This window comes from Vibrio sp. 10N.222.49.C9 (genome assembly GCF_041474985.1).
Lineage (GTDB): Bacteria > Pseudomonadota > Gammaproteobacteria > Enterobacterales > Vibrionaceae > Vibrio > Vibrio crassostreae_C.
On the sequence record NZ_JBFRVD010000044.1, the window covers coordinates 59,233 to 80,248 of the forward strand.

At 41.4% G+C, this 21,016-nt stretch carries 15 protein-coding genes and 1 pseudogene; 13 read left to right on the forward strand and 3 right to left on the reverse strand.

Features of this window, described 5'->3' with window-relative positions; translation table 11 throughout:
* Positions 1 to 61 precede the first annotated feature (61 nt).
* Both AB4585_RS18615 and tssH read right to left on the reverse strand, forming a co-directional pair.
* Positions 62 to 1,445 (reverse strand): annotated as a pseudogene (locus AB4585_RS18615) (sigma 54-interacting transcriptional regulator); the annotation flags it as partial.
* Positions 1,432 to 4,125 (reverse strand): type VI secretion system ATPase TssH, encoded by a 2,694-nt coding sequence (tssH, locus tag AB4585_RS18620; protein WP_372115802.1) that lies wholly within the window; start codon positions 4,123 to 4,125, stop codon positions 1,432 to 1,434. The gene tssH and the pseudogene AB4585_RS18615, both read right to left, overlap by 14 nt.
* A 454-nt stretch (positions 4,126 to 4,579) precedes the next feature.
* Between tssH and AB4585_RS18625 the strand changes: the two genes are divergently transcribed.
* The 13 genes from AB4585_RS18625 (at position 4,580) to tssG (ending at position 20,468) form a co-directional block, all read left to right on the forward strand.
* Complete coding sequence (locus AB4585_RS18625) at positions 4,580 to 5,098, forward strand: Hcp family type VI secretion system effector (protein WP_012600867.1); 519 nt, start codon at positions 4,580 to 4,582, stop codon at positions 5,096 to 5,098.
* 74 nt (positions 5,099 to 5,172) lie between these two features.
* Complete coding sequence (tssI, locus tag AB4585_RS18630; RefSeq protein WP_372170546.1) at positions 5,173 to 7,251, forward strand: type VI secretion system tip protein TssI/VgrG; 2,079 nt, start codon at positions 5,173 to 5,175, stop codon at positions 7,249 to 7,251.
* The gene (locus AB4585_RS18635; RefSeq protein WP_017062589.1) at positions 7,251 to 7,736 is read left to right on the forward strand and encodes a hypothetical protein; all 486 of its coding nucleotides are present in this window, start codon (positions 7,251 to 7,253) and stop codon (positions 7,734 to 7,736) included. The genes tssI and AB4585_RS18635 overlap by 1 nt, the downstream gene beginning before the upstream one ends.
* Before the next feature lie 25 nt (positions 7,737 to 7,761).
* Positions 7,762 to 9,081, forward strand: a complete 1,320-nt coding sequence (locus tag AB4585_RS18640) for a hypothetical protein (RefSeq protein ID WP_372170548.1) — start codon at positions 7,762 to 7,764, stop codon at positions 9,079 to 9,081.
* Entirely contained in the window at positions 9,062 to 10,054 is a 993-nt protein-coding gene (locus AB4585_RS18645; protein WP_372170550.1) for a DUF2169 domain-containing protein, read from the forward strand. Before AB4585_RS18640 ends, AB4585_RS18645 begins: the two co-directional genes overlap by 20 nt.
* Complete coding sequence (locus AB4585_RS18650; RefSeq protein ID WP_102361670.1) at positions 10,047 to 11,000, forward strand: hypothetical protein; 954 nt, start codon at positions 10,047 to 10,049, stop codon at positions 10,998 to 11,000. Before AB4585_RS18645 ends, AB4585_RS18650 begins: the two co-directional genes overlap by 8 nt.
* A gap of 667 nt (positions 11,001 to 11,667) precedes the next feature.
* Positions 11,668 to 13,659 carry a serine/threonine protein kinase gene (locus AB4585_RS18655; protein WP_372170553.1) on the forward strand — a complete coding sequence of 664 codons (1,992 nt, stop codon included), beginning with the start codon at positions 11,668 to 11,670 and terminating at the stop codon, positions 13,657 to 13,659.
* Between the two features lies 1 nt (position 13,660).
* A complete protein-coding gene (gene tssA / locus AB4585_RS18660; RefSeq protein ID WP_029235906.1) occupies positions 13,661 to 15,235 on the forward strand; it encodes a type VI secretion system protein TssA in 1,575 nt (524 codons plus the stop codon).
* Positions 15,236 to 15,252: 17 nt separating this feature from the next.
* On the forward strand, positions 15,253 to 15,759 hold the full coding sequence (gene tssB, locus AB4585_RS18665) for a type VI secretion system contractile sheath small subunit (protein ID WP_017064520.1): 507 nt from the start codon (positions 15,253 to 15,255) through the stop codon (positions 15,757 to 15,759).
* A gap of 8 nt (positions 15,760 to 15,767) precedes the next feature.
* Entirely contained in the window at positions 15,768 to 17,243 is a 1,476-nt protein-coding gene (tssC, locus tag AB4585_RS18670; RefSeq protein WP_017067544.1) for a type VI secretion system contractile sheath large subunit, read from the forward strand.
* A gap of 60 nt (positions 17,244 to 17,303) precedes the next feature.
* Entirely contained in the window at positions 17,304 to 17,714 is a 411-nt protein-coding gene (gene tssE, locus AB4585_RS18675) for a type VI secretion system baseplate subunit TssE (protein ID WP_017064522.1), read from the forward strand.
* A 10-nt stretch (positions 17,715 to 17,724) separates the two neighbouring features.
* Positions 17,725 to 19,473: a type VI secretion system baseplate subunit TssF gene (gene tssF / locus AB4585_RS18680; protein ID WP_017064523.1), complete on the forward strand. Its 1,749-nt coding sequence runs from the start codon at positions 17,725 to 17,727 to the stop codon at positions 19,471 to 19,473.
* Complete coding sequence (tssG, locus tag AB4585_RS18685; RefSeq protein WP_029235222.1) at positions 19,470 to 20,468, forward strand: type VI secretion system baseplate subunit TssG; 999 nt, start codon at positions 19,470 to 19,472, stop codon at positions 20,466 to 20,468. The genes tssF and tssG overlap by 4 nt, the downstream gene beginning before the upstream one ends.
* A gap of 29 nt (positions 20,469 to 20,497) precedes the next feature.
* On the opposite strand, the gene AB4585_RS18690 is transcribed toward tssG, so the two are convergent.
* Positions 20,498 to 20,950 carry an Lrp/AsnC family transcriptional regulator gene (locus AB4585_RS18690; RefSeq protein ID WP_017062578.1) on the reverse strand — a complete coding sequence of 151 codons (453 nt, stop codon included), beginning with the start codon at positions 20,948 to 20,950 and terminating at the stop codon, positions 20,498 to 20,500.
* Between the last annotated feature and the right edge of the window lie 66 nt (positions 20,951 to 21,016).

A 21,016-nucleotide genomic window follows, 5' to 3' on the forward strand; every position in this document is an offset into this window, starting at 1 on the left:
GGTTCAGGTTCGAACGTGGTTTGAATTGCCGATGTAGTTGGAGCAACAACTTGACGGTGTTCTACGTCTTCAGGGATCTGTTCACCAAACTCAATCTGAGTAATAGTTTCGAAATCTGATAATAAAACCGATCGCTCAATAATGTTTTTAAGCTCACGCACGTTACCGGGGTAGGTATAAGTAAGTAGTTGGTTTCTCACATTAGCACTCAATCCCGGTGATTGAGGCAAGCCTAACATCGTCGTGGTGTGCTGAACAAAGTGCTCGGCAAGTGGGATAATGTCCGCTTGTCTGGATCTCAGTGGTGGTAAGGTGATGGGAAATACGTTCAAGCGGTAGAACAAATCGGCCCTAAAGCCTCCGTCTTTAATCTGTTGCATTAAGTTACAGTGTGTCGCAGCAATGACTCTAACATCCACTTCAATCTCTCTGCTGGCGCCTACAGGGCGAACTTTACGTTCTTGTAGCACACGTAGCAGTTTAGCTTGAAGTAGCATTGGCATATCGCCAATTTCATCTAGGAATAGGGTACCACCGTTTGCTGCTTCAAATAAGCCAACTTTGTCCTTGTCTGCACCGGTAAATGAGCCCTTTCTGTGCCCGAAAAGTTCGGATTCCAGAAGTTGTTCAGGAATTGCGGCACAGTTCTGAACGATTAATGCTTGGTCAGAACGATTCGAGTTTTCGTGAATGTATTTTGCAATGACTTCTTTACCCGCACCCGTCTCGCCTCTAAGTAAGACGTCGACAGGCAGAGAGAGCACCTTATCAAGTCGGCTCAATACATTGACCATCTCTTCACTTTCAGCGATCGGACCTTGATAGGTTTTCTTTGTCCGCTTTTTTAGCTGAGTATTTTCACGGACCAATGCTTGGTTATCGGCGCTTAAACTCTTAATCACTTGTCCATATTGCTCTAACCAAATGGCATGGCGAATATTACTTGCCGCCATTCGGCAAAACTCGGTAAGTGCGGTTTCGTTATCGATAACGCTTAAATCGAGCAAAACCAATAATCCAATGGTTTTGCCTTCATCATCAATCAATGGCCAAGCAAGTAAGTTGTTGCTTTTTAGACCTAACGTTTGCTCGGTTTGATAGATGCCTTCGCAGTCATAACCATTGTAAGTGTATAGCTCATTGATCAAGACAACTTCGCCGTTACGTACGGCGAAGTTGAATGGGTCGGCTTCACTTACTGTGTCTAACTGCAGAGGCTCCCAAGGATGTGAGGCAATGACTTTTTCATGGTGGTGTGCGGTGCTCGGAATCAAGGCTTGACCGGTTTGGTCAAGCACGTAAATGATGCCATGTTTCGCGAAAGTCATTTGCCTTGCTGCTGTGAGAACGGCATCCAAAGTTTGAGCTAACTGGCTGCGATCAGCCAGAGATTGGCTGATCGCAAGTAGGGCGTTACTAAGCTCACTATGGTTAGCTGAACGCATAGGTTAGAGTTCCTTGCTCGTCCACAGAAACTTCAATTTGAGTATGTGAATCATCCTTGTCATTCACCAGTAGTTGAGTCGAAAGCTGCGGCAATAGTTGACGGTTAATAACGGCATCAATATTTCGAGCTCCCGTCTCTGCAAGGCGGCAGTTGCCTAATACGAATTCCACTAAGTTATCACCATAGCAAAGTGCCAGTTTGTGGTGGCTTTGTAGGCGCTCAGACACTTTCTTCAGTTTATGATGGATGATATCAGTCATTGCTGCGTCTGAAAGTGGAAGGAATGGCAACACGGACATACGAGCCAACAAGGCTGGCTTGAAGTGTTGATTCAACGTTGGGCGAATGGCTTCAGCGACGATATTGGCATCAATGTCTTTCGCTTGGTGAACCAAAGACTCAATCTCATGTGTCGCGAGGTTACTCGTCATGATGATGAGTGTATTTTTGAAGTCGATGGTACGACCTTCGCCATCATTTAGCGTGCCTTTGTCGAACACTTGGTAGAACAGGTTGAGTACTTCTGGATCTGCTTTTTCAACTTCATCTAAAAGAACAACAGAGTAAGGGCGCTGACGAACTGCTTCGGTCAGCATACCGCCTTCACCAAAACCAACATAGCCAGGAGGAGAACCAATAAGACGAGAAACCGTGTGTTTCTCTTGGAACTCAGACATGTTGATGGTTGTCATGAAGCGTTCACCACCAAACATCTGATCAGCGATAGCGCGAGCGGTTTCTGTTTTACCTACACCACTTGGGCCAACCAATAAGAAAACACCCGTTGGTGCATCTGGGTTACCTAATCCCGCTTTTGCGGTTTGAATACCTTCAGCAAGCGCATCAATGGCAAATTCTTGGCCTTTAATGTTTTGGATTAGGTTTTGTTTCAAGTTTAAGGTTGCTTGCGACTCATCTTGAAGCATCTTACCAATAGGGATGCCTGTCCAATCAGAAATTACATGACTAATTTCGTCGGGACCCACTTCATAGTGAACGAGTGGATTGGTACCGCGCACGTTATCTAAACGTTCGTTACAAGATTGAATAGCTTCGCGAGTCTGCTCTTCAGAATATTCATGACAATTTGGTTTGTCACTTGTTAGTGCGTCATCATCTTGAACCGTATTGTCAGCTATAGGAGCGCTGTCTTCTTCAGTCGAAGGAGTAGTAAGGCTATAAAGATGGCTACGCAGTTCAATGATTTCTTGAATAAGAGATTGTTCTTTCTTCCATTGAACTTGAAGGGTAGCTTGTTCTTCGGTGGCCTTTTCAATCTTCTCTTTTAGATCAGGAATTAAAGCGGCGCTGTGTTTGTCACCGGTTTGCTGCAGTTGGTCACGCTCAAGAGCTTCGAGTTCGCGGTTCGCAGCCGCAATTTCTTGATGCAATGTTTCGACAGGTGCCGGTGTTGCATTAAGGCTAATATTGACGCGAGCACAAGCCGTATCTAACACGTCGATTGCTTTATCTGGCAGTTGGCGTCCAGTGATGTAACGATCAGCTAAGTTTGCTGCGGCAGTGATTGCGTCGTCACGTACGTACACGTTATGTGATTTTTCATAGGCTGGTCTTAAGCCTCGGATGATCAATGCGGCTTGACTAGCTGATGGCTCATCGAGTTTTACTAGTTGGAAACGGCGCGCCAGAGCTGGATCTTTTTCGAAATATTTCTTGTATTCAGACCATGTGGTGGCAGCAATTGTTTTTACTTCACCACGTGCTAGAGCGGGTTTAAGTAGGTTGGCAGCATCACTGCCTCCAGCTTGATTGCCTCCACCAACTAGCGTGTGAGCTTCATCTATAAATAAAATGATTGGAGTCGGTGAATTCTTCACTTCATCTAGTACTGCGTTAAGGCGTTTTTCAAACTCACCTTTTACACTCGCTCCTGCTTGAAGTAAGCCCATGTCTAGGCCGTATAGTTCAACACCTTTGAGGCAGTCTGGCACATCTCCTTCGGTAATTTTTAATGCAAGACCCTCTACCACCGCTGTTTTACCAACTCCCGGCTCACCTACGGCGATTGGGTTATTTTTTCTGCGTCGCGCCAATATGTCGATTATTTGTCGGATTTCCTGATCACGGCAGAATACTGGGTCGATCTCGCCCTTTCTTGCTTTGCCGGTAAAGTCGGTGGTGAATTTACTTAATGCCGAACCATCTTCACGTGCATCGGTTTTTTCTGATGTCGTTGCTAAAGATTCTAGTGAGTTTGTTGTGAGTTCAGAAAAGTTACGCTTTAAGGTATCTGGGTTTACACCGTCTAAGATTGAAGCGTAGCCGTGCTGACCATAGCGTAGTGGGTTACTCACGAGTGTAAGAAGTAGGGCGCCAGAGCGAATCTGAGTTTCGGATAGATCCAAAGATGAGACCAACCAACTTTCTTGAAGCCATTCGATTAAAAGCGAAGAAAAAACGGGCTTGCTGCCGTTGCCTGTTGTGTTGGTATCTAAAGTCGAACGAATGGATTGCCTTAAAATGGTCTCTGAGCAATCGAAATGACTTAATAAGATATCAAAATCACTATTTGGCCTTTCTAATAAGCTTAATAGATAGTGTTCAATTTGCACTTCATTGGCTTTTTCCGATACGGCTAATGCAGCGGCGTCCTCTAAAGCGACTTTTACAATAGGGTGCAGACGTTGTATTAAAGAGGAAAGGTTTATATTTATCATTTTAGTTCTATTAGTTATGTATATGGGATGCAGCAATTATACTAAAATTGATAACTGGTTTTTTATTCGGTGATGAATTTACTATTGTTTATTGGTTACTTTTATTGTTTGTTTTGGCTTTTTATCTGACTAATATTTAAAATCCCGTTCAAAATAATAAATAGTCTAGGCGTTATGATTTAATTACTAGTTTTTTTGACTTTATTTCTAATCTTCGAGATAGTTATTTTGCCTTTGTTTTTTAAATTCAATTTATTAGTATCCACGTTCAATAAATCGTTTTTCTAAACAACAAATTGTTGTTAAATATAATATTTATAACGGATAATTTATTGTAACTATCTGTATTTATTGGTTTTATAAAGTTGGCATGATGTTTGTATTAGCTTAATCAGTCGCGGTGATAAGCGATTTGGTGAATTAATGAATTATAAATTTTAAAAAGGAAATATCGATGCCAACTCCAGCATATATGTCTATCAATGGTGAAACTCAAGGTCACATTACTAAAGATACTTACTCTGCAGATTCTGTAGGTAACACTTGGCAAGAAGCTCACGTTGATGAGTTCCTAGTTCAAGAACTTGATCACGTACTAACAGTTCCACGTGACCCACAAAGTGGTCAGCCAACAGGTCAACGTGTTCACCGTCCGGTAGTAGTAACTAAAGTACAAGACCGTTGTTCACCTCTGTTATTCAACGCATTAGTGTCTGGCGAAAAGCTTCCTGAGTGTGTAATCCGTTTTTACCGTACTTCAGTACAAGGTAAGCAAGAGCACTACTACTCAATCAAGTTAATTGATGCACTACTAGTAGATATTCAAACTCGTATGAATCACTGTCAAGACGCTGCAACTTCAGATCGTGTAACTGAAGAAGTACTTAAGCTGACTTACCGTGCAATCGAAGTTACTCACGAAAACTGTGGTACTGCTGGTAATGATGACTGGCGTGCTCCACGCGAAGCTTAATCGCTTTTCGTGAAAAACAAAGGGTCAACAACTACTGTTGGCCCTATTTCTATTATTAGTATCAGGTAAAAGATATGGTGAATGACGTAGAATTTAAGTTTGAACTGCAAGGCTCCTCGCATGATTTTCGTGTGGAGAGCTTTCAGGTAATCGAAGAGCTTTCAAAGCCTTTTCAAATCAGCCTATCATTACTTTCACTTGATCCTGATATCTCATTTGACGCACTCATCCGTAAACCAGGTAGTTTGACTCTATACGGCCAAGGTGTCAGTACTGCGAGATGCTTTCACGGCGTGGTTAATGAGGTGCGTTACCTTGGATCGGGTAGGAGATTCTCTCGTTACCAATTGACTCTTGTTCCACAAGCTTGGTTTTTGAGCCAAAGACAAGACTGCCGTATTTTTCAACAAAAATCAGCGTCAGCGATCATTTCTGAAGTTTTAGATGATGCGTTAGTGACCGATTATCGATTAGAACTATCTGGTGTATACCCTTCAAAAGAATACGTGTTGCAATATCGAGAGACTGACCTTGAATTTGTTCAGAGAATTCTGGCAGAACACGGCATGTGGTACTACTTCGAACATACAGAAGCTAACCACACAATGGTTATTGTCGACAGTAATGATGCAATCGCTGAGTTATTGAGCACGCCACTAAACGGATCTTATTTAGGCCCTATTGTTTATCATGCGGATGGTGGCGGTGTTGCAGACCGCGAGCATATCTCTGACCTTGAACTCGTGAATAGAGTAAAAACTGGCCACGTTACTTACACTGATTATAACTATGAGTTTCCGAAGATCCCTCAGGAAATGAGCAGCTCCGGCGAACTCGATTTAGATTTGAAATTATTCGATTTTCCAGGACGTTACGTTGACCCAGCAATGGGGCAAGTAAGATCAAATGAATGGATGTCAGAGCACGTTGTAGATAATCAGCAAGTAGAGGCGACCAGTAATGTCATGAGACTGGCGTCTGGATACAGTTTTAGTATCAGTGAGCATCCACGTTCGGCAATTAACCGCGATTACCTCATGCTGTCGGTGATTCATAGTGGTCATGACCCTCAGGTGCATGAAGACGAAACTAATGGTCTGCCAACTACATATCATAATCAGTTCGCGTGTATTCCTAGACATGTTGAGTTTAGAGCTCCAAAACTTGAAGCTCCTTTGGTTGAAGGTACGCAAACAGCGGTTGTCGTGGGGCCTGCAGGTGAAGAGATCTATACCGATAAGCTTGGGCGAATCAAAGTCCAGTTCCATTGGGACCGTTATGGCGAGAGCGATGAGCATTCGAGTTGTTGGATTCGAGTTAGCCAATCAATGGCTGCACCGACTTGGGGGGCGGTATACCTACCTCGCATCGGCCATGAGGTGGTTGTTACCTTCCTAGAGGGAGACCCTGATAGGCCTTTAGTTACTGGCGCAGTTTATAACGGACTTCATTATCCTCCATATTCGTTACCAGAGAACAAAACGCGGACAACTTTTAGAACGCAAACGCATAAAGGGACAGGCTATAACGAGTTGAGCTTTGAAGATGAAGCTAACCAAGAAGAAGTCTACATTCATGCGCAAAAGGACATGTCGACCAAGGTTTTAAATAACCGTTATCGCGACATAGGTCAAGATGAGTTTTTAAAGGTTGCACGCCATCAGACAAATGATGTTCACGGTGATCACAAAGAGACCATTGACGGACACAAGACCACCCAAGTTAACAGTACGTTTACTGAAACTGTCGAACAAGATGTATCCGTTACTTACAATGCCAATGAGACTCAATATGTTAAGAATAACTCTGATCTAGAAATTGGAGACAATCAAATTACCAAGATTGGTAAGAATGATGACTTGGATGTGGGCGAAAATAGCAACTTAACGGTAGGTGCTTCAAAAAGTTCTGACATTGGAGCTGATGATAACCAAACGGTTGGTGGCAACTTAACGGTTTCTGTTAAAGGAAATACTTCATACAAAGCCGATGGTGCGACCCAGATCATAAGCGGTGACAAGATAGTACTGAAAACGGGTGGGTCTTCATTAGTGATGAATAGTGATGGTTCTATCAAGTTGTCCGGTTCTTCAATAACCATTGAAGGAAGCGATAAAGTTGTAGTCAAAGGTGGAAACGTAGCGATCAATTAATGATGGAAAAACAAACCCAAATTATCCAAACCATCACCGAACAGCAAGCCGAATCAACGGCTTGCTTTTCGCGTTTTGGAACAATTGTATCGATTAACGAATCTAAAAGTGGTGTTCGTGTCGATTTCGAAGGTAACCCTTTACAGCAACCAATAAATGCGAGGTTGGGGCGGGGGTTCAAATTAGCCGAGTTACAACTTGCTATTGATAACAAACTTTCATGTCGTATCGAATTTTTAAATAACGATTTTAATCTCCCTTTAGTCACAGATATCTTTTTCTCCATTCTAGATGATTCTGATGAATTTGTACTGAGAGCAAAGAAAATGGTTATTGAAACGGAACAAGAGTTAATTGTGAGAAGTGGCGAAACAGAGACTCGTTACAGCGGCCGTGATGGCCGAATTACCACCAAAGCCAAATATGTGACTTCCCAAGCAGAGAAGGCTCAAAAAATTCAAGGCGGCACCATCGCGATCAATTGATCGTGTTACTAGATTGGATTCACGGATGCGTCAAAAAATAGGTATTGATCAACTAAACCAGCCGATTACTAATGAAGATTTGGAACTCGCTATCACTAATGCGGAAAGTACGCTCGCTTTATTGGACGAGCTTCCTATCAAGTGGCTGGATATGTGTAATGAAAAGCTGTCACTGGCTTCGGAGACACTCGGTTTCTTGTTAAAGCAACGCTTACAAGTACATAAAAGGGGATACCCAAGCGTTAAACTGGAGTATTTAGCGCTGGCTGAGCGTCAGATTGAAGACCTAAAAAATGTTTATTTGTCTTTCTATCGATTGGCTCCGGGATTGATTCATCAATTAAAGCAGAGCGAACCAACCATTTATGCTTGGCTCATGTTGAATTCTGAGATTGGACAAGAGCAAGAAAACCTACTTTGTGGTTTATCGATACTTGATGATTTGGATTACCAAACCGCAAAATTGCTAGTTGTTCAGTCATCATTATCAGACATCGACTCTGTGATCATCGGAATGGTTGAAGGTGGTTGTAAGCTTCCCTTACTTTTCCTTGAATGCATACAGTTACGTCAGAGTATTACTGTCGGTTTATTAAAACGTTGGCTCAAAGATAAACGATTTTCCGATCATAAAACGCATTCGTTTTTATCTTTACAAAATGATTCAGAGAGCGTCATTTGGTTAGTTGAAAATACTGCGGGCAGTCAGAATTTGTTTGAACGATTACTTGCGAAGGAAGACAGGAATACATGGTTTCGTAAGGAGTTCGGTGTATCCGTCGATGGTGTCTTTGATCCTGAAGTCATTACTTTTGCCAAACTTTTAGAACTCAAAGAGTTTTCCAAGTTTGATACGAGCGGTGCGCTGGCGCCAATTGAGTTTGTTTTACATGGCCTGAATGAGCACGTTCCTGAAATAGTTGAATTGATGTTAAGCCTTGATGAGTTCGATGGCGAGCAATGGGTTCAGGCGCTCTATATTGTCTATGGACAACGTATGCCAGTGACACCAGAAAATTTTGGCCTCGACATTGAATGGGATGAAATACTCATAAAGTTAACAGAGTGGGTTGAAAGTGGTGCTTACATACAAGTATCACCAAGTCGAATGGGGCAACCTTTGGCCTTAGAAACCAGTATACAAGCCATGTTCGATACTCAGGTTAGTACCGTATTTAGGGTTTGGATTTGGCGACAGGTTTGTCTTCACACTCGATCATACATTCCTTGGGATTTTACTATGCCTGCTCATCAACAAAACTGGAATATCACACGATTAACTCAGAATTCAGCAGCCTCAGAAAGGTTCAATTTAAGGAATAATAATGCAGTTGTGGGATATTGAGAATCATCCTGACCTTTCTATTAAAGGCAGATTCCAACGAGATCAGAATGGCGATGAGGTGTGGGTTGTTGTTGGAAAACGCTCTTGGAAACTCGTAGATTCAGTTTGGACGGAGCAAGAAGAGTCAGAGATTTACGACGATCCGATTTATTTGGGTGAAGCGGGGCTCTCCGCCATGAAAGTAGACCATGAATTTGCCATAGTCAAAGCCAATACTGATGTGCTGATTTTCGGTAAGGCACGAAGCTATGCAAAAAAGGCAGTTACGTACCATGAGTGTCGGCTTTTGATTGATGGCCATATCGACAAAACCATATCGGTACTTGGTGATAGGCAATGGATTGAGCACGGAGGTAGCGTAACGCTAAGTAAACCACTCCCATTTGTGGAAAAAGAGATGGACTTCTCCTGTGCTATCGGAGGCGATTTAAGAAACCGGCTCGGCGGAGGTATTGCTGATACTAAAGGGGAACTATTGAAACAGAAGGTTCCTTCGGTTTTTTATCCTACGGAAGATTGGAGTGCGACACCCAAGAATACACGGGTTGCTGGATTTGGCCCGTTAGCCCCATTTTTCGGGGCTCGTCAGCAATATGCTGGCACTTTTGATGACGATTGGCTAGAGAATAGGAAACCTCTTTATCCCGTAGACTTTGACCAGCGTTTTTATCAGAGTGCGCCACTAGACCAACAATGCAAAGGCTTCATATCTGGCGGTGAACGATTGATGATGAGTGGCTTTTGCCATAATGATGCACTCTCTTTCCGTTTCCCCAAAGAGATGTATGTAGCAGAAGCTCAATTTAAAAATGCCAACTATCAGTTAGATATGCCTATTTCTACGGTTTTCATTGATACAGAGGCTCGCATACTTTCAATCAGTTACAGCGCTGCCTTTCCATGTCAAGGCGAGGAGCATCTTTTAGTGTCAACGAAGATCCATAAAAAACAGGAGTTGTCGGATAATGAATAACAATTCAGCACGATTCGTTATTGGTATGGAAGCCATGACACCAACGGGCATGAATCTTGATATTGCCACAACAGTTGCCAAAGCGGATTTGGGAAGGTTCGATCAGCAAGTGGCCGGTGATGGGATAGAAAGATTCACGTACGCTAGTATTGAATACATTTCCAGTACATCATTGTTTGACAAGTGTTCGGTGCTTATTGAGAGCTTGATCGACTCTCTTTTAAAGCAGTTACCTACATCATTAAAGCCTATTCCGTTACTCGTCAATGTACCGGGCTCTATTTCTGCTGTGGAGATGAGTCAGTGGTTAAGTGAATGTAAGCATTGTGATTCAATATCACGTTATGAAGTGGTTCAACAAAGTGGACCATCATACTTGACCACATCATTGGCTAAGTTGAACCAATTCGATGCAATAATGAGTATCTCAGTAGATTCACTTGTTGATGATCTCAGTGACTTAATCGAAGCTGGAGATGTCATGAGTTCAACTAATCCATGGGGCATAATACCGAGTGAGGGCGGGGCGGGTTTACTGTTATGTCGGAATAACTTGGTGCAAACGTTAAAGCTTAAACCCAAAGCAAAGTTAGGTTATTTCGAAGTAGAACCTGCAAATACAACGCGAAGGTCAGTAATGAAGCTCGTCAGGAATGCGAGTCGCAATATCAAGAGTTTTGGGCCTGTATTCTCTGATATGACTAATCTGAGGTCTCATACTGAAGATTATGGGTTCGCGTTAGGTGCACGCGCCGAATGTTTTGATAACCCACAGCAGCCCACTTTAATTAATGATTTATGGGGTACATTGGGTAGTTGTTCTGCATTGGCATTAATGGCCTGCACTATCCAAGAGGTAACGCATAATAGCCCTGTAACCCTGTTAATGTTTGATGTTAAAGGAGAAAGGGCGTTGCTCCAACTCACTTGTATGAAACAGACCTGACTGCATAGCCGTGATACGAAACGCTTATATTATAATCATTATCACACGACAATTATCTGAAAGGCGATTCAGTAGACAAAGTTAGTCTTAGCGTTTATTTAGATCCACCTTATTCATCAAGCCGCTTTAGTTGCTGCACCGCTCTATCTCTAAATTTGTAACACCTTGATGAAACTGATGTGTATTTTTATCATCGTAATTAAGTATAGCGTTGTACATTCCAATGACGAACTCAAGCTTAGGAGCGGGGCTTGATGGTTTTATGATAAGTGAGCAGTATTTCAGTGCTTTACCATACTCACTTGATATCGAACTATTCCTAATTCCTATTTGGTGAATCCACTTCCCAAACACCTATTCCAATTATAGAGATAATCAATATTATTTCTGAACATTACTCAGATAAACGAACAATTCGTTTTTATTAGAATGAACTAAAAATGTGACTCAGTTAACAATGTATGTTTAGTTCGTTATTTACGTGGATAAGTACCCTAATTTTTAGCCAAAAATAGTTAGTTAAAGCGTTTGTCGTAATGTTCGGTTGTTTAGTAATAATAACTGAATTAATAGTCTTACCGATGGTTTTAAATACTGCTATTGAAAAGGGTATTGGACAGTAATTATTATCCAGCATTAATTTATTTCGTTTGATAAAGAGTTTAGCGTGCCAGAAAAGCAAGGGACAGCCAAAGGTTATCTAGATAAGTTGGTTGTGAAAGCGATCGAAAAGAAAAATCAGCAAGCTCAGAATATGGCTAATAAAAATAAGCCCAAGCTAGAGTATGTGATTTTCTCCCAATTTGACGTGTTAGATACATTACCTTCAAAAAATGGCAAAACGACTGTTTATCACCTGGCCAAGAAAGGGAACCCTGAAAAACAGGTTTGCTGTAAGGTTCTAAATGAAGGTTCATCTGAACTTGCGAATGAATTAATCATTAATGAAGCCAGTCGTCTTGAAATGTCCCAACATCCGAGTGTTGCTGATTTCATTAAAATAGGCAAAGAGTTCGATAGACCATACTTTATGTATCAGTGGATTCAGGGCGAATCTTTGGCTGAAAAAATGGCTCGTCATACTCCTAAAGGTTTTAGGCATGACCATATTGCGTGGCTGATATATCAATTGTCTGGTGCGCTTGAGTTTATGCACACGAGAGGTGTCTGCCATTTAGATATTAAACCTTCAAACATTATTGTTACAGAGTCCGATTATGTAAAGTTGATCGACTTTGGTGCTGCTCGTTATGTTGGTGAATCTAATACTTACGCTGAAGCAAGCATGAGCTATGCGTCTCCTGCGTTTATAAAGTCTGGCGTGGCTCAACCTCAAGATGACGTCTATTCATTGGCGTTATTAACTGGGCATCTATTTCTTGGTGCTGCATTTGGCGATGCTTGGACAACTCAATTACAAGCAAAAAAACGACCAGGTTTAATCCCTAACCATGTATGGAAGTTAATTAAAGAGGTTGTCAACAACCCTCGACAGCACAGGTATACAGCGACTTCGTTTGCGCAGCAACTAGCCAAGATCGATACCCAAAAATTTGGTGCTGATGTAAGTGCTCCCTTATTTAGTAGTTTACGGAATGCTGATCTCGTTCTAACCAAACATCGAACTATTGACAGAATTCAAAGTGGTCGACTCCGATACTTAGAAGCGAGTTTGGTTCTGTGTGTCGTAATTATCACTGGCACATATTTATATAACCAAGGTCAGCCTGAATGGAAATCGATTGTTAAATCTACCAGCAGTTCAAGTAGCCTTGTGAGCACTATTAAACCTGCACAAACCGCGTCTTTTTTAGCGCAGTCTCCATGGGATATTGAATTCGCGTTACAAGATATGGAAAAAGATGTCGTCTCGACAGCTCCTTACCGAGAAGCTTATGAAGTCCAACAGAGCAAATTAGCTAAGTTGTATAAAAACTATGAATCGGACTTGAATGAATATGAAGGGGCGGTCGATCTACTTCCTAAAACTCTGATGTCGATCCGGCATGATCTCGTTGTTTTGCGAGAAAAACTGAACAGTGACGGCTCTCTATTTCCTTATGCAGATAAAGCGCTGACGGAAACGATGGCAAGTCTGAATAAGGCGACCATCAATTCGCAAAATATTGCCGCCTTTGGTGGGAATCAAGAACAGCGTTTAGTCGAACTCATCTTAGATGGGAAATCAGATGTTGCAGACAGTGATATTGAAACTGCTTGGAAAGTAAACCAGTCAAGAGCCTACTTTTATAGTCATGTATTACCGCGAAAAGTGCTCAGCGGAATAGATGCCTCGATAGAGAAAAATGCAAAGCAGCATTATTACACCAAAGCAATTCTTGAGGCAGAAGCTGCGCAATCATTTTTTGGTAACACGCCAAAATTGAAAGCTAAAGTAAGAGCTCTAAAAGTAGCAAGAAGCGAATTTATCTTGTTCAGTACTGTAACTGAACAATCAGTATTTGGCCGACAGAAACTTCACGACTCGTTAGCTGATCTAGAGACTAATGCCCCTAAGAAATTCAGCGAAATAACGGAAATTCTTAATAGTATGGCAAGTGATTCTATAGACAAAAGTCATCAACTATCTAAACCAGCGCGAGGTGCTATAGCAATCGAGCGAGCAATTAGAAATTACAATTCTGAAAGCAGAGGTTAACTTGAGTCTGATCGATACTGAAACGCTATTAGCACCAATATCTGAACACTCACCAACTGGTGAGGATGCTAGGTACGAGTTTTGCTATGAAATGATGGAAGCCGAAGTGAAAAAATTTGGTTCATTATTTGGTGAGACTGTTGACTGGCATATAGTAAAAGTCCATTCGATTGAAGTGCTAAGTCAGCATAGTAAGGATCTTAAAGCGCTTTGTTATCTGATCCGTTCTTTGGTAGAGGACAAAGGCGAGATAGGGCTTGAGGAAGGATTATCTTTGCTCAATGACTCAATCAGTCGTTTTGGTCATGAGTTATACCCTAAACGTAAAAGAGGTAGAGATGGGGCTGTTGAGTGGCTCAATCATCAATTCAAACTCGTCGCGACTAAATTGTCTGCAGAATCCCTTGACTGGGAAGTTCTATCTCGATGTATCACACTAACTGAAGGTATCCAGCGTCAGTTTGACGAGATATTTCAAGACTCTGATGTAGACTTTTTCGAATTAAAAAGTCATTTGAATCAACTAATGCAGAACGCATCTTTAAATGAAGAAACGTTGGTTGAACACAGTTTGGCTGATTCCGAACCGCTCATTGATGTTGTTGCACTGTCCGAGAAAGCGATCGTTCCACAAAGCCACGAAGCTGACAGTCCGAAGACGCACACCACGCCTAATCAGAAACGAAGTAAACCTCGAGAGCACAGCACTGTAGACGTTGACACAGATTTTTCATCTCCGGCTGCATCAAAGCGTACGTTAAAAAAAGTGTCTGAGATCATGGTGCATTCAAATCCGACTGAACCTTTAGGATATCGGATTTACCGTCACCTGACATGGGCCGACGTTGATGGTTTACCTGATCACAAAGACAATCTAACGCCTCTTAGCCTCGCTGTGTCATCAGACCAGCAGGCGGAATATCGAGATAAAGCAAATCAAGAAAGTGATATCGATACGATCAAGCGTTTAGAGCGAACACTTACTGATGCGCCATTTTGGCTGACTGGGCATTATTTCGTTTATTCAATGTTAGACAATCTTGGGTATGACGAAGCTGCGTTGGCTGTAAAGCAAGAAACAAAGAGATTTGTCGATTCTTTTGAGGGAATTGAGAACCTCTCTTTCAAAAATTCTATTCCATTTGCGGATGAAGCAACGATTACTTGGTTGTCTACAGGTAACGCTTGTCCTTCGGGTAAGTCGTCAATAATTCAAACTATTGTTGTAGCTGAAGATGATCTATCTGAGATGGAGGATATTGCCCTAGGTGACTTGGGTAAATATGTGGCTGAACTGTCAAACAAACTCGAGTTGGATAACTCCGGTCGTGGACAATTCATGTTGCACTTAAAGTTAGTGAAAGCCTACCAAAGTGTTGGTTTATACCCTTTGTGCTTGCCTTACTTGGAACAAAGTTGGGCGGTGGCTAAGGAACTAAATCTATCAATTTGGGAACCCCATTTGTTTTTTTCTTTAGAAAATCTAATTCAAAAAACTCTAAAGGAACTATATCGAACTAAGGATTTTTTACCTGTGAGATATAGCGAATGGGAAACAATTTATGACCAGCAATAAACTAGAAAGGACTAATTATGTCACGTGATGGCTCGGTGGCTCCGAAAGAGCGAATTAATATACGTTATGTTCCAGCAACAGGCGATGCGTCTGATGATGTTGAACTGCCCCTAAGTATGATGGTTGTCGGTGACTTCACTGCTCGTGCAGATGAAACTCCGATCGAAGAGCGTAATCCGATTAATATCGATAAAGATAACTTTAACGAAGTATTAGAAGGTTACGCACCGAATATCAAAGCAAATGTTGAAAACCGTCTTTCTGATGAAGAAGGTGCGCAAATTGGCGTTGATATTACATTCAAAAATATGAAGGACTTTACTCCAGAGTCGATTGCGAAGAGCGTTCCTGAGCTGAATGGTTTACTAGAACTTCGTGAAGCCTTGGTTGCATTGAAAGGCCCTCTAGGGAATGTACCTGCTTTCCGTAAGAAGATTGCAGCAGTTCTTCAAGATGAAGAAGCAAGAAAGAAACTTTTGGATGAACTAAGCATTGGTGCAGACCAAGGCGAAAAAGCAGAGTAAGGAAGATCATGTCGGCAGAAGCACAAGCACCAGAACAAGAAGCCGCTCTAGTTGAGTCAGGCTCTCTTCTGGATAGCATTTTAAATGAGACTCGCATTAAACCTAGTGATGAGGGTTTTGACGTTGCAAAGCGTGGCGTTGAAGCATTCATTGGTGAGTTATTAAGCAGCTCAACAGTAGAAAAAGTAGACCAGTCTTTAGTTGATTTGATGATCTCTGAGATTGATCAAAAGTTGTCTAAACAGGTTGATGCAATTCTTCACAACGAAGAAGTTCAAGCGATTGAATCAACATGGCGTGGTCTTAAATATCTTGTTGATCACACGGACTTCCGTGAAAACATTCAAATCGAACTTATTTCGGCTAAGAAAGACGAAGTTCTGGATGATTTTGAAGATGCTCCTGAAGTAGTGAAATCAGGTTTATATAAGCAGATTTATACTCGTGAATACGGTCAATTTGGTGGTAAGCCTGTAGGTGCCGTTATTTGTGATTACCAACTATCTGCGTCTTCGCCTGATATTAAACTAATGGAATATATGGGTAATGTAGGTGCTATGTCTCATGCACCATTTATTACTTCTGCATCTTCTCAATTCTTTGGTTTAGATTCTTATGAAGAATTACCAAACTTAAAAGACTTAAAGTCGGTATTTGAAGGTCCTCAGTATACTAAGTGGCGCGGATTCCGTGAGCACGAAGACGCACGTTATGTTGGGCTGTGTACATCACGTTTTATGCTGCGTACGCCATACTCAGTTGAAGACAACCCAATTAAGGCGTTTGACTACGATGAAATGGTTACGGACAGCCATGACAATTACCTTTGGGGTAACTCAGCTTATGCTATGGCTTCAAAGATCAGTGAGTCGTTTGCAAAATATCGCTGGTGTCCAAACATTATTGGCCCGCAAAGTGGTGGTGCGGTAACCGATTTACCGGTTTATAACTTTGAAGCGATGGGTCAGATCGAAACTAAGATCCCAACCGAAATTCTGGTTTCTGACCGCCGTGAGTATGAACTTGCAGAAGAAGGCTTTATGGCTTTAACAATGCGTAAAGGTTCTGATAACGCAGCGTTCTTCTCGGCAAACTCAGTTCAAAAACCAAAAGTGTTTGCGAATACACCTGAAGGCAAGCAAGCTGAGATGAACTACAAGTTGGGTACTCAGCTACCTTACATGTTCATTATTAACCGCTTAGCTCATTACATTAAAGTACTTCAACGTGAGCAAATTGGTTCTTGGAAAGAGCGTACCGATTTGGAAGTTGAGCTAAATAAATGGATCCGTCAATACGTATCTGACCAAGAGAACCCGCCAGCAGAAGTTCGTGGTCGTCGACCGTTACGAGCGGCTAAAGTCGAAGTGTCTGACGTTGAGGGTGACCCAGGTTGGTATAAAGTATCGATGTCTGTTCGTCCTCACTTCAAGTACATGGGCGCGAGCTTTGACTTATCTTTGGTTGGTAAGCTAGACCAATAATAAGTTTGGAAATAAATAAGCGGCCAGGTTTACTGGCTGCTTTTTTTCTTAGAGTGTTATATGGAAAAAGGTTACCGATTATTAGAACGAATTGAACTTGGTGAGCCGAAAAATTGTTATGAAAAAGTGGTTTCACATAGGCATTTAATTGAATCCATTCATCTGCACCTTGCTGATTTGCTTAATACTCATGCGGGTAATTCAATGATCGATCGGGAATATGGCTTACCTGATTTCAATGATGTTCTATCGAACAACACCAATTTAGTTCGTCACATCCAAAAGAACATCACTTCCACAATAGAAAGCTTCGAACCTCGGCTACGAAGTGTTGAAGTACATTACCGAGAAAATCACAACAACCCTCTTCAATTAGGCTTTGGCATATGCGGAGAAGTCTTACACAACGGTGGAAAAGTTCCGATGTCTATCGATGTCTATATGGGAACTGACGGCCAATTTAACGTTTAGTAGGTGCCCATTGAGTAACAGTAAATACTTTCAAGATGAACTCACATATCTACGAGAATCCGGCAGCGAATTTGCCAAGTACAATCCAAAACTGACCAACTTTTTGTCTGAAGGAACATTCGATCCTGATGTAGAACGTCTTCTTGAAGGTTTTGCGTTTCTTACTGGCCGTATTAGAGAAAAGATTGATGATGAACTCCCAGAGCTCACTCAGTCGTTAATGACGCTGTTGTGGCCACATTACATGCGCTCGATTCCTTCGTTATGCATTAGCGAACTAACGCCACACTCCGGAAGTGTCACTGAAAAAACAGTGGTAAAGCGCGGGGCTGAGATGGCTAGTGAACAAGTGGAAGGTACGCAATGTTTATTCAGAACCTGCTATGACGTAGAGCTTTTCCCCTTAAAAATCACAAGCATTGACCAAAGCAACAGTCGAACAAGCTCATCTGTTGATGTGACACTTGCGACTGAACATGGGCTAGAGTTATCTCGTATCGGGTTAGATAAATTAAGGTTTCATTTACATGGTGAGATCCATATAACTAGAATTCTTTTCTTATGGATATTTAGATACTTAGACTACGTCGAGTTAGACGTGGGCGGTGGGTATAAACGTAAACTTGGACCTGAATTTGTTAAACCGGTTGGGTACCAAGACGACGAAGCGATACTGCCATATAGCGACAATTCATTTGCAGGTTATCGTTTGTTGCAAGAATATTTTTCTTTACCAGACAAATTTATGTTTTTTGATATTACGGGTCTAGATTGGCTAAAAGGGATACCACAAAGAAGTACCGTGAACCTTAAATTCCATTTTAAGAGAGCATTACCTGCCGAAGTTGTCCTGAAAGATAAGCACTTAAGGTTACATTGCACGCCAGCTGTGAACCTATTCGAAAAAGATGGTGATCCAATTCGGCTTGAACATCGCCGAAATGAGTATAAAGTTCGGCCACAGAGTGACAACCAGGATCACTACGAAGTTTATTCAATAAACCAAGTAGAAAGTTGGAGCAAAAATGAAAGGCGACGAAAATCTCTTATTGAATTTGAGTCCTTTGAACACCAAATAAATCAAAGAGATAAACGTGATTTCTACAAGTCAAAAGTTTCAGAGCGAGTGAGTGGAAGAGGGCTTGAGCGTTATATATCTTTTCATACCCACAATGGGGATATTGCAGACCTAGGAACCGAAACGGTTTTGATGAAGTTATTGTGCAGTAATGCAGATTTGTCTGAAAGATTGTCTGTAGGAGACATCATATATACCACACATAAATCTCCAACTTACGCCACGTTTAGTAATATTACTAAACCTACGCAATCTGTTAGCCCGCAAGTGAATGGCGAACTCCAATGGCAACTGATTGCTAATATGTCATTGAATTATCTATCGCTCTCTAATATTGATGTACTCAAGGTTTTACTGTCTACATATGACTTCCATTCTAGAGTGGATAGGCAGGCTCATAGGGCTTCGTTGCACAGGCTTGACGGCATTATCTCATCAGAAATGAAACCTATCGATAGAGTGTTTAGAGGGGTATCCGTTCGTGGTAATCAATTTAAGCTTAAGATGAACTCTAGTTTTTTTGTCAATGAAGGGGACATGTTTTTGATGGCAAATGTATTGAATGAGTTCATACGCTTATATTCAAGTGTTAACTCATTTACAGAGTTAGAAGTCTATGATGAACGCAGTGGCGAAAGCTACCAATGGGCAAGTTTAACTGGACAGCAAACAATCTTATGATTGATGAATTATCAGAAAAAATAAACGAATTTAGCTTTTTTCAAGCAGTTTTGTTGTTAGAGAAGCACTACCAACTATTACCGGGCAGTGATTTTGTAGCGGTTGGTGAAAACAAATATTTTTATCAAGAGAGAATTGCGTTTAGTGTCTCACCAAACCTCTGTTTCCCCAAAAGTGATATGGAATTCATCAGTCATATGGAAAGGTCTGGTGAGCACTATTCGAGAATTGAAACTAACTTTTTAGGATTACACGGTTCAAGTTCACCTTTGCCCGCGAACTATACAGAAAAATTAGTAGGTAGAGATGATGATGATAATCCAGTTAGAGACTTCTTTGATTTCTTTCATAATAGATATACCAGTTTAATCTATCGTGTTTGGAAAAAGTACCGTTATCATGTTCAGTATCAAAGCGATGCAACAGATGACTTTTCTGGGCGTATGCTGCACCTAGCAGGGTTGTCTAATGTTATTCAAGAGTCTGATACGATCGGGCTTGATCGTGCAAAGATTTTGTCTTACGTCAATCAGCTATCTACCAGGACACGCTCTCCGAAACTGATTTCTGGCATTGTTGCGCACTATTTTTCATTACCAAGTGTTCGAATCGAAGAGTGGGTCTTTCGAAGAGTAAAAATTGCCGAATGCCAAAGGAATCAATTAAATAGAACGAATTGTATTTTGGGTTCAAATTTACATTTAGGTAAGAGCATCCCAGATCTAAACGGTAAGTTTAATCTTTGTATTGATAACATTGATTTCGAGACGTTCCGAAAGTTCTCCTATGGAGGAGATTTCCATAAAACTTTAGTGGGGTTGATGCGTTTTATTCTTCGTGACCCCATGTCTTGGGATTTAAAGCTAACCGTTGATTTAGACTCAGTTCCAAAGAACCAACTCGGTCAAGGTGATGGGACGAGTTTGGGGCAAACTTTTTGGTTGGGTCAAGCAGGTACGAAAGATGCGAAGATTAGAGTAATTGGAGGCATTTAAAAAAGCCGCTCATAAGAGCGGCTTTATTTTTAACGACTGATTGGCTGGTGTAGCACTACTGTTGTATTGAGAGAGCGAATGCCATTGAAAGACTCTATCTCATTACATAAATGGTGTATTGATTGCAGATCAGGAGCTTCAATCAAAGAAATAATGTCGTAGGTCCCCCCAACAATGCTTGTAAGTCTGACTTCAGGTAGTTCTTTTAATGCATTACTTACATCATTTTTCTTACCTTTTTCACAAGAAATTAGCAAATAACTGGCCGCTTTTCTCCCGTCATTTTCTACTCTTATTTGTGCCGTATACCCTTTGATAATACCGGTCTTTTCAAGCCTGTTGATGCGTTCAGCGACCGCTGTTCGCGACAAGCCGATGTTGCGAGAAAGATTAGCAATCGATTCTCGCCCATTGGAGAGTAGATTCGAAAGAATTTTACGATCTAGTTTGTCTAAGCCTTGTAAACTAATGTTGGACATCATGTGTTCTGCCTTTTCTGAATTATTATTGTATTTGTATTTGTATTTGTATTTGTATTTGTATTTTTA

What these genes read in the sequence shown, in the direction of transcription:
- tssH (WP_372115802.1), bottom strand. Translation starts at nt 4,125, where the DNA reads ATGATAAATATAAACCTTTCCTCTTTAATACAACGTCTGCACCCTATT.
- AB4585_RS18625 (WP_012600867.1), top strand. Translation starts at nt 4,580, where the DNA reads ATGCCAACTCCAGCATATATGTCTATCAATGGTGAAACTCAAGGTCAC.
- tssI (WP_372170546.1), top strand. Translation starts at nt 5,173, where the DNA reads ATGGTGAATGACGTAGAATTTAAGTTTGAACTGCAAGGCTCCTCGCAT.
- AB4585_RS18635 (WP_017062589.1), top strand. Translation starts at nt 7,251, where the DNA reads ATGATGGAAAAACAAACCCAAATTATCCAAACCATCACCGAACAGCAA.
- AB4585_RS18640 (WP_372170548.1), top strand. Translation starts at nt 7,762, where the DNA reads ATGCGTCAAAAAATAGGTATTGATCAACTAAACCAGCCGATTACTAAT.
- AB4585_RS18645 (WP_372170550.1), top strand. Translation starts at nt 9,062, where the DNA reads ATGCAGTTGTGGGATATTGAGAATCATCCTGACCTTTCTATTAAAGGC.
- AB4585_RS18650 (WP_102361670.1), top strand. Translation starts at nt 10,047, where the DNA reads ATGAATAACAATTCAGCACGATTCGTTATTGGTATGGAAGCCATGACA.
- tssB (WP_017064520.1), top strand. Translation starts at nt 15,253, where the DNA reads ATGTCACGTGATGGCTCGGTGGCTCCGAAAGAGCGAATTAATATACGT.
- tssC (WP_017067544.1), top strand. Translation starts at nt 15,768, where the DNA reads ATGTCGGCAGAAGCACAAGCACCAGAACAAGAAGCCGCTCTAGTTGAG.
- tssE (WP_017064522.1), top strand. Translation starts at nt 17,304, where the DNA reads ATGGAAAAAGGTTACCGATTATTAGAACGAATTGAACTTGGTGAGCCG.
- tssG (WP_029235222.1), top strand. Translation starts at nt 19,470, where the DNA reads ATGATTGATGAATTATCAGAAAAAATAAACGAATTTAGCTTTTTTCAA.
- AB4585_RS18690 (WP_017062578.1), bottom strand. Translation starts at nt 20,950, where the DNA reads ATGATGTCCAACATTAGTTTACAAGGCTTAGACAAACTAGATCGTAAA.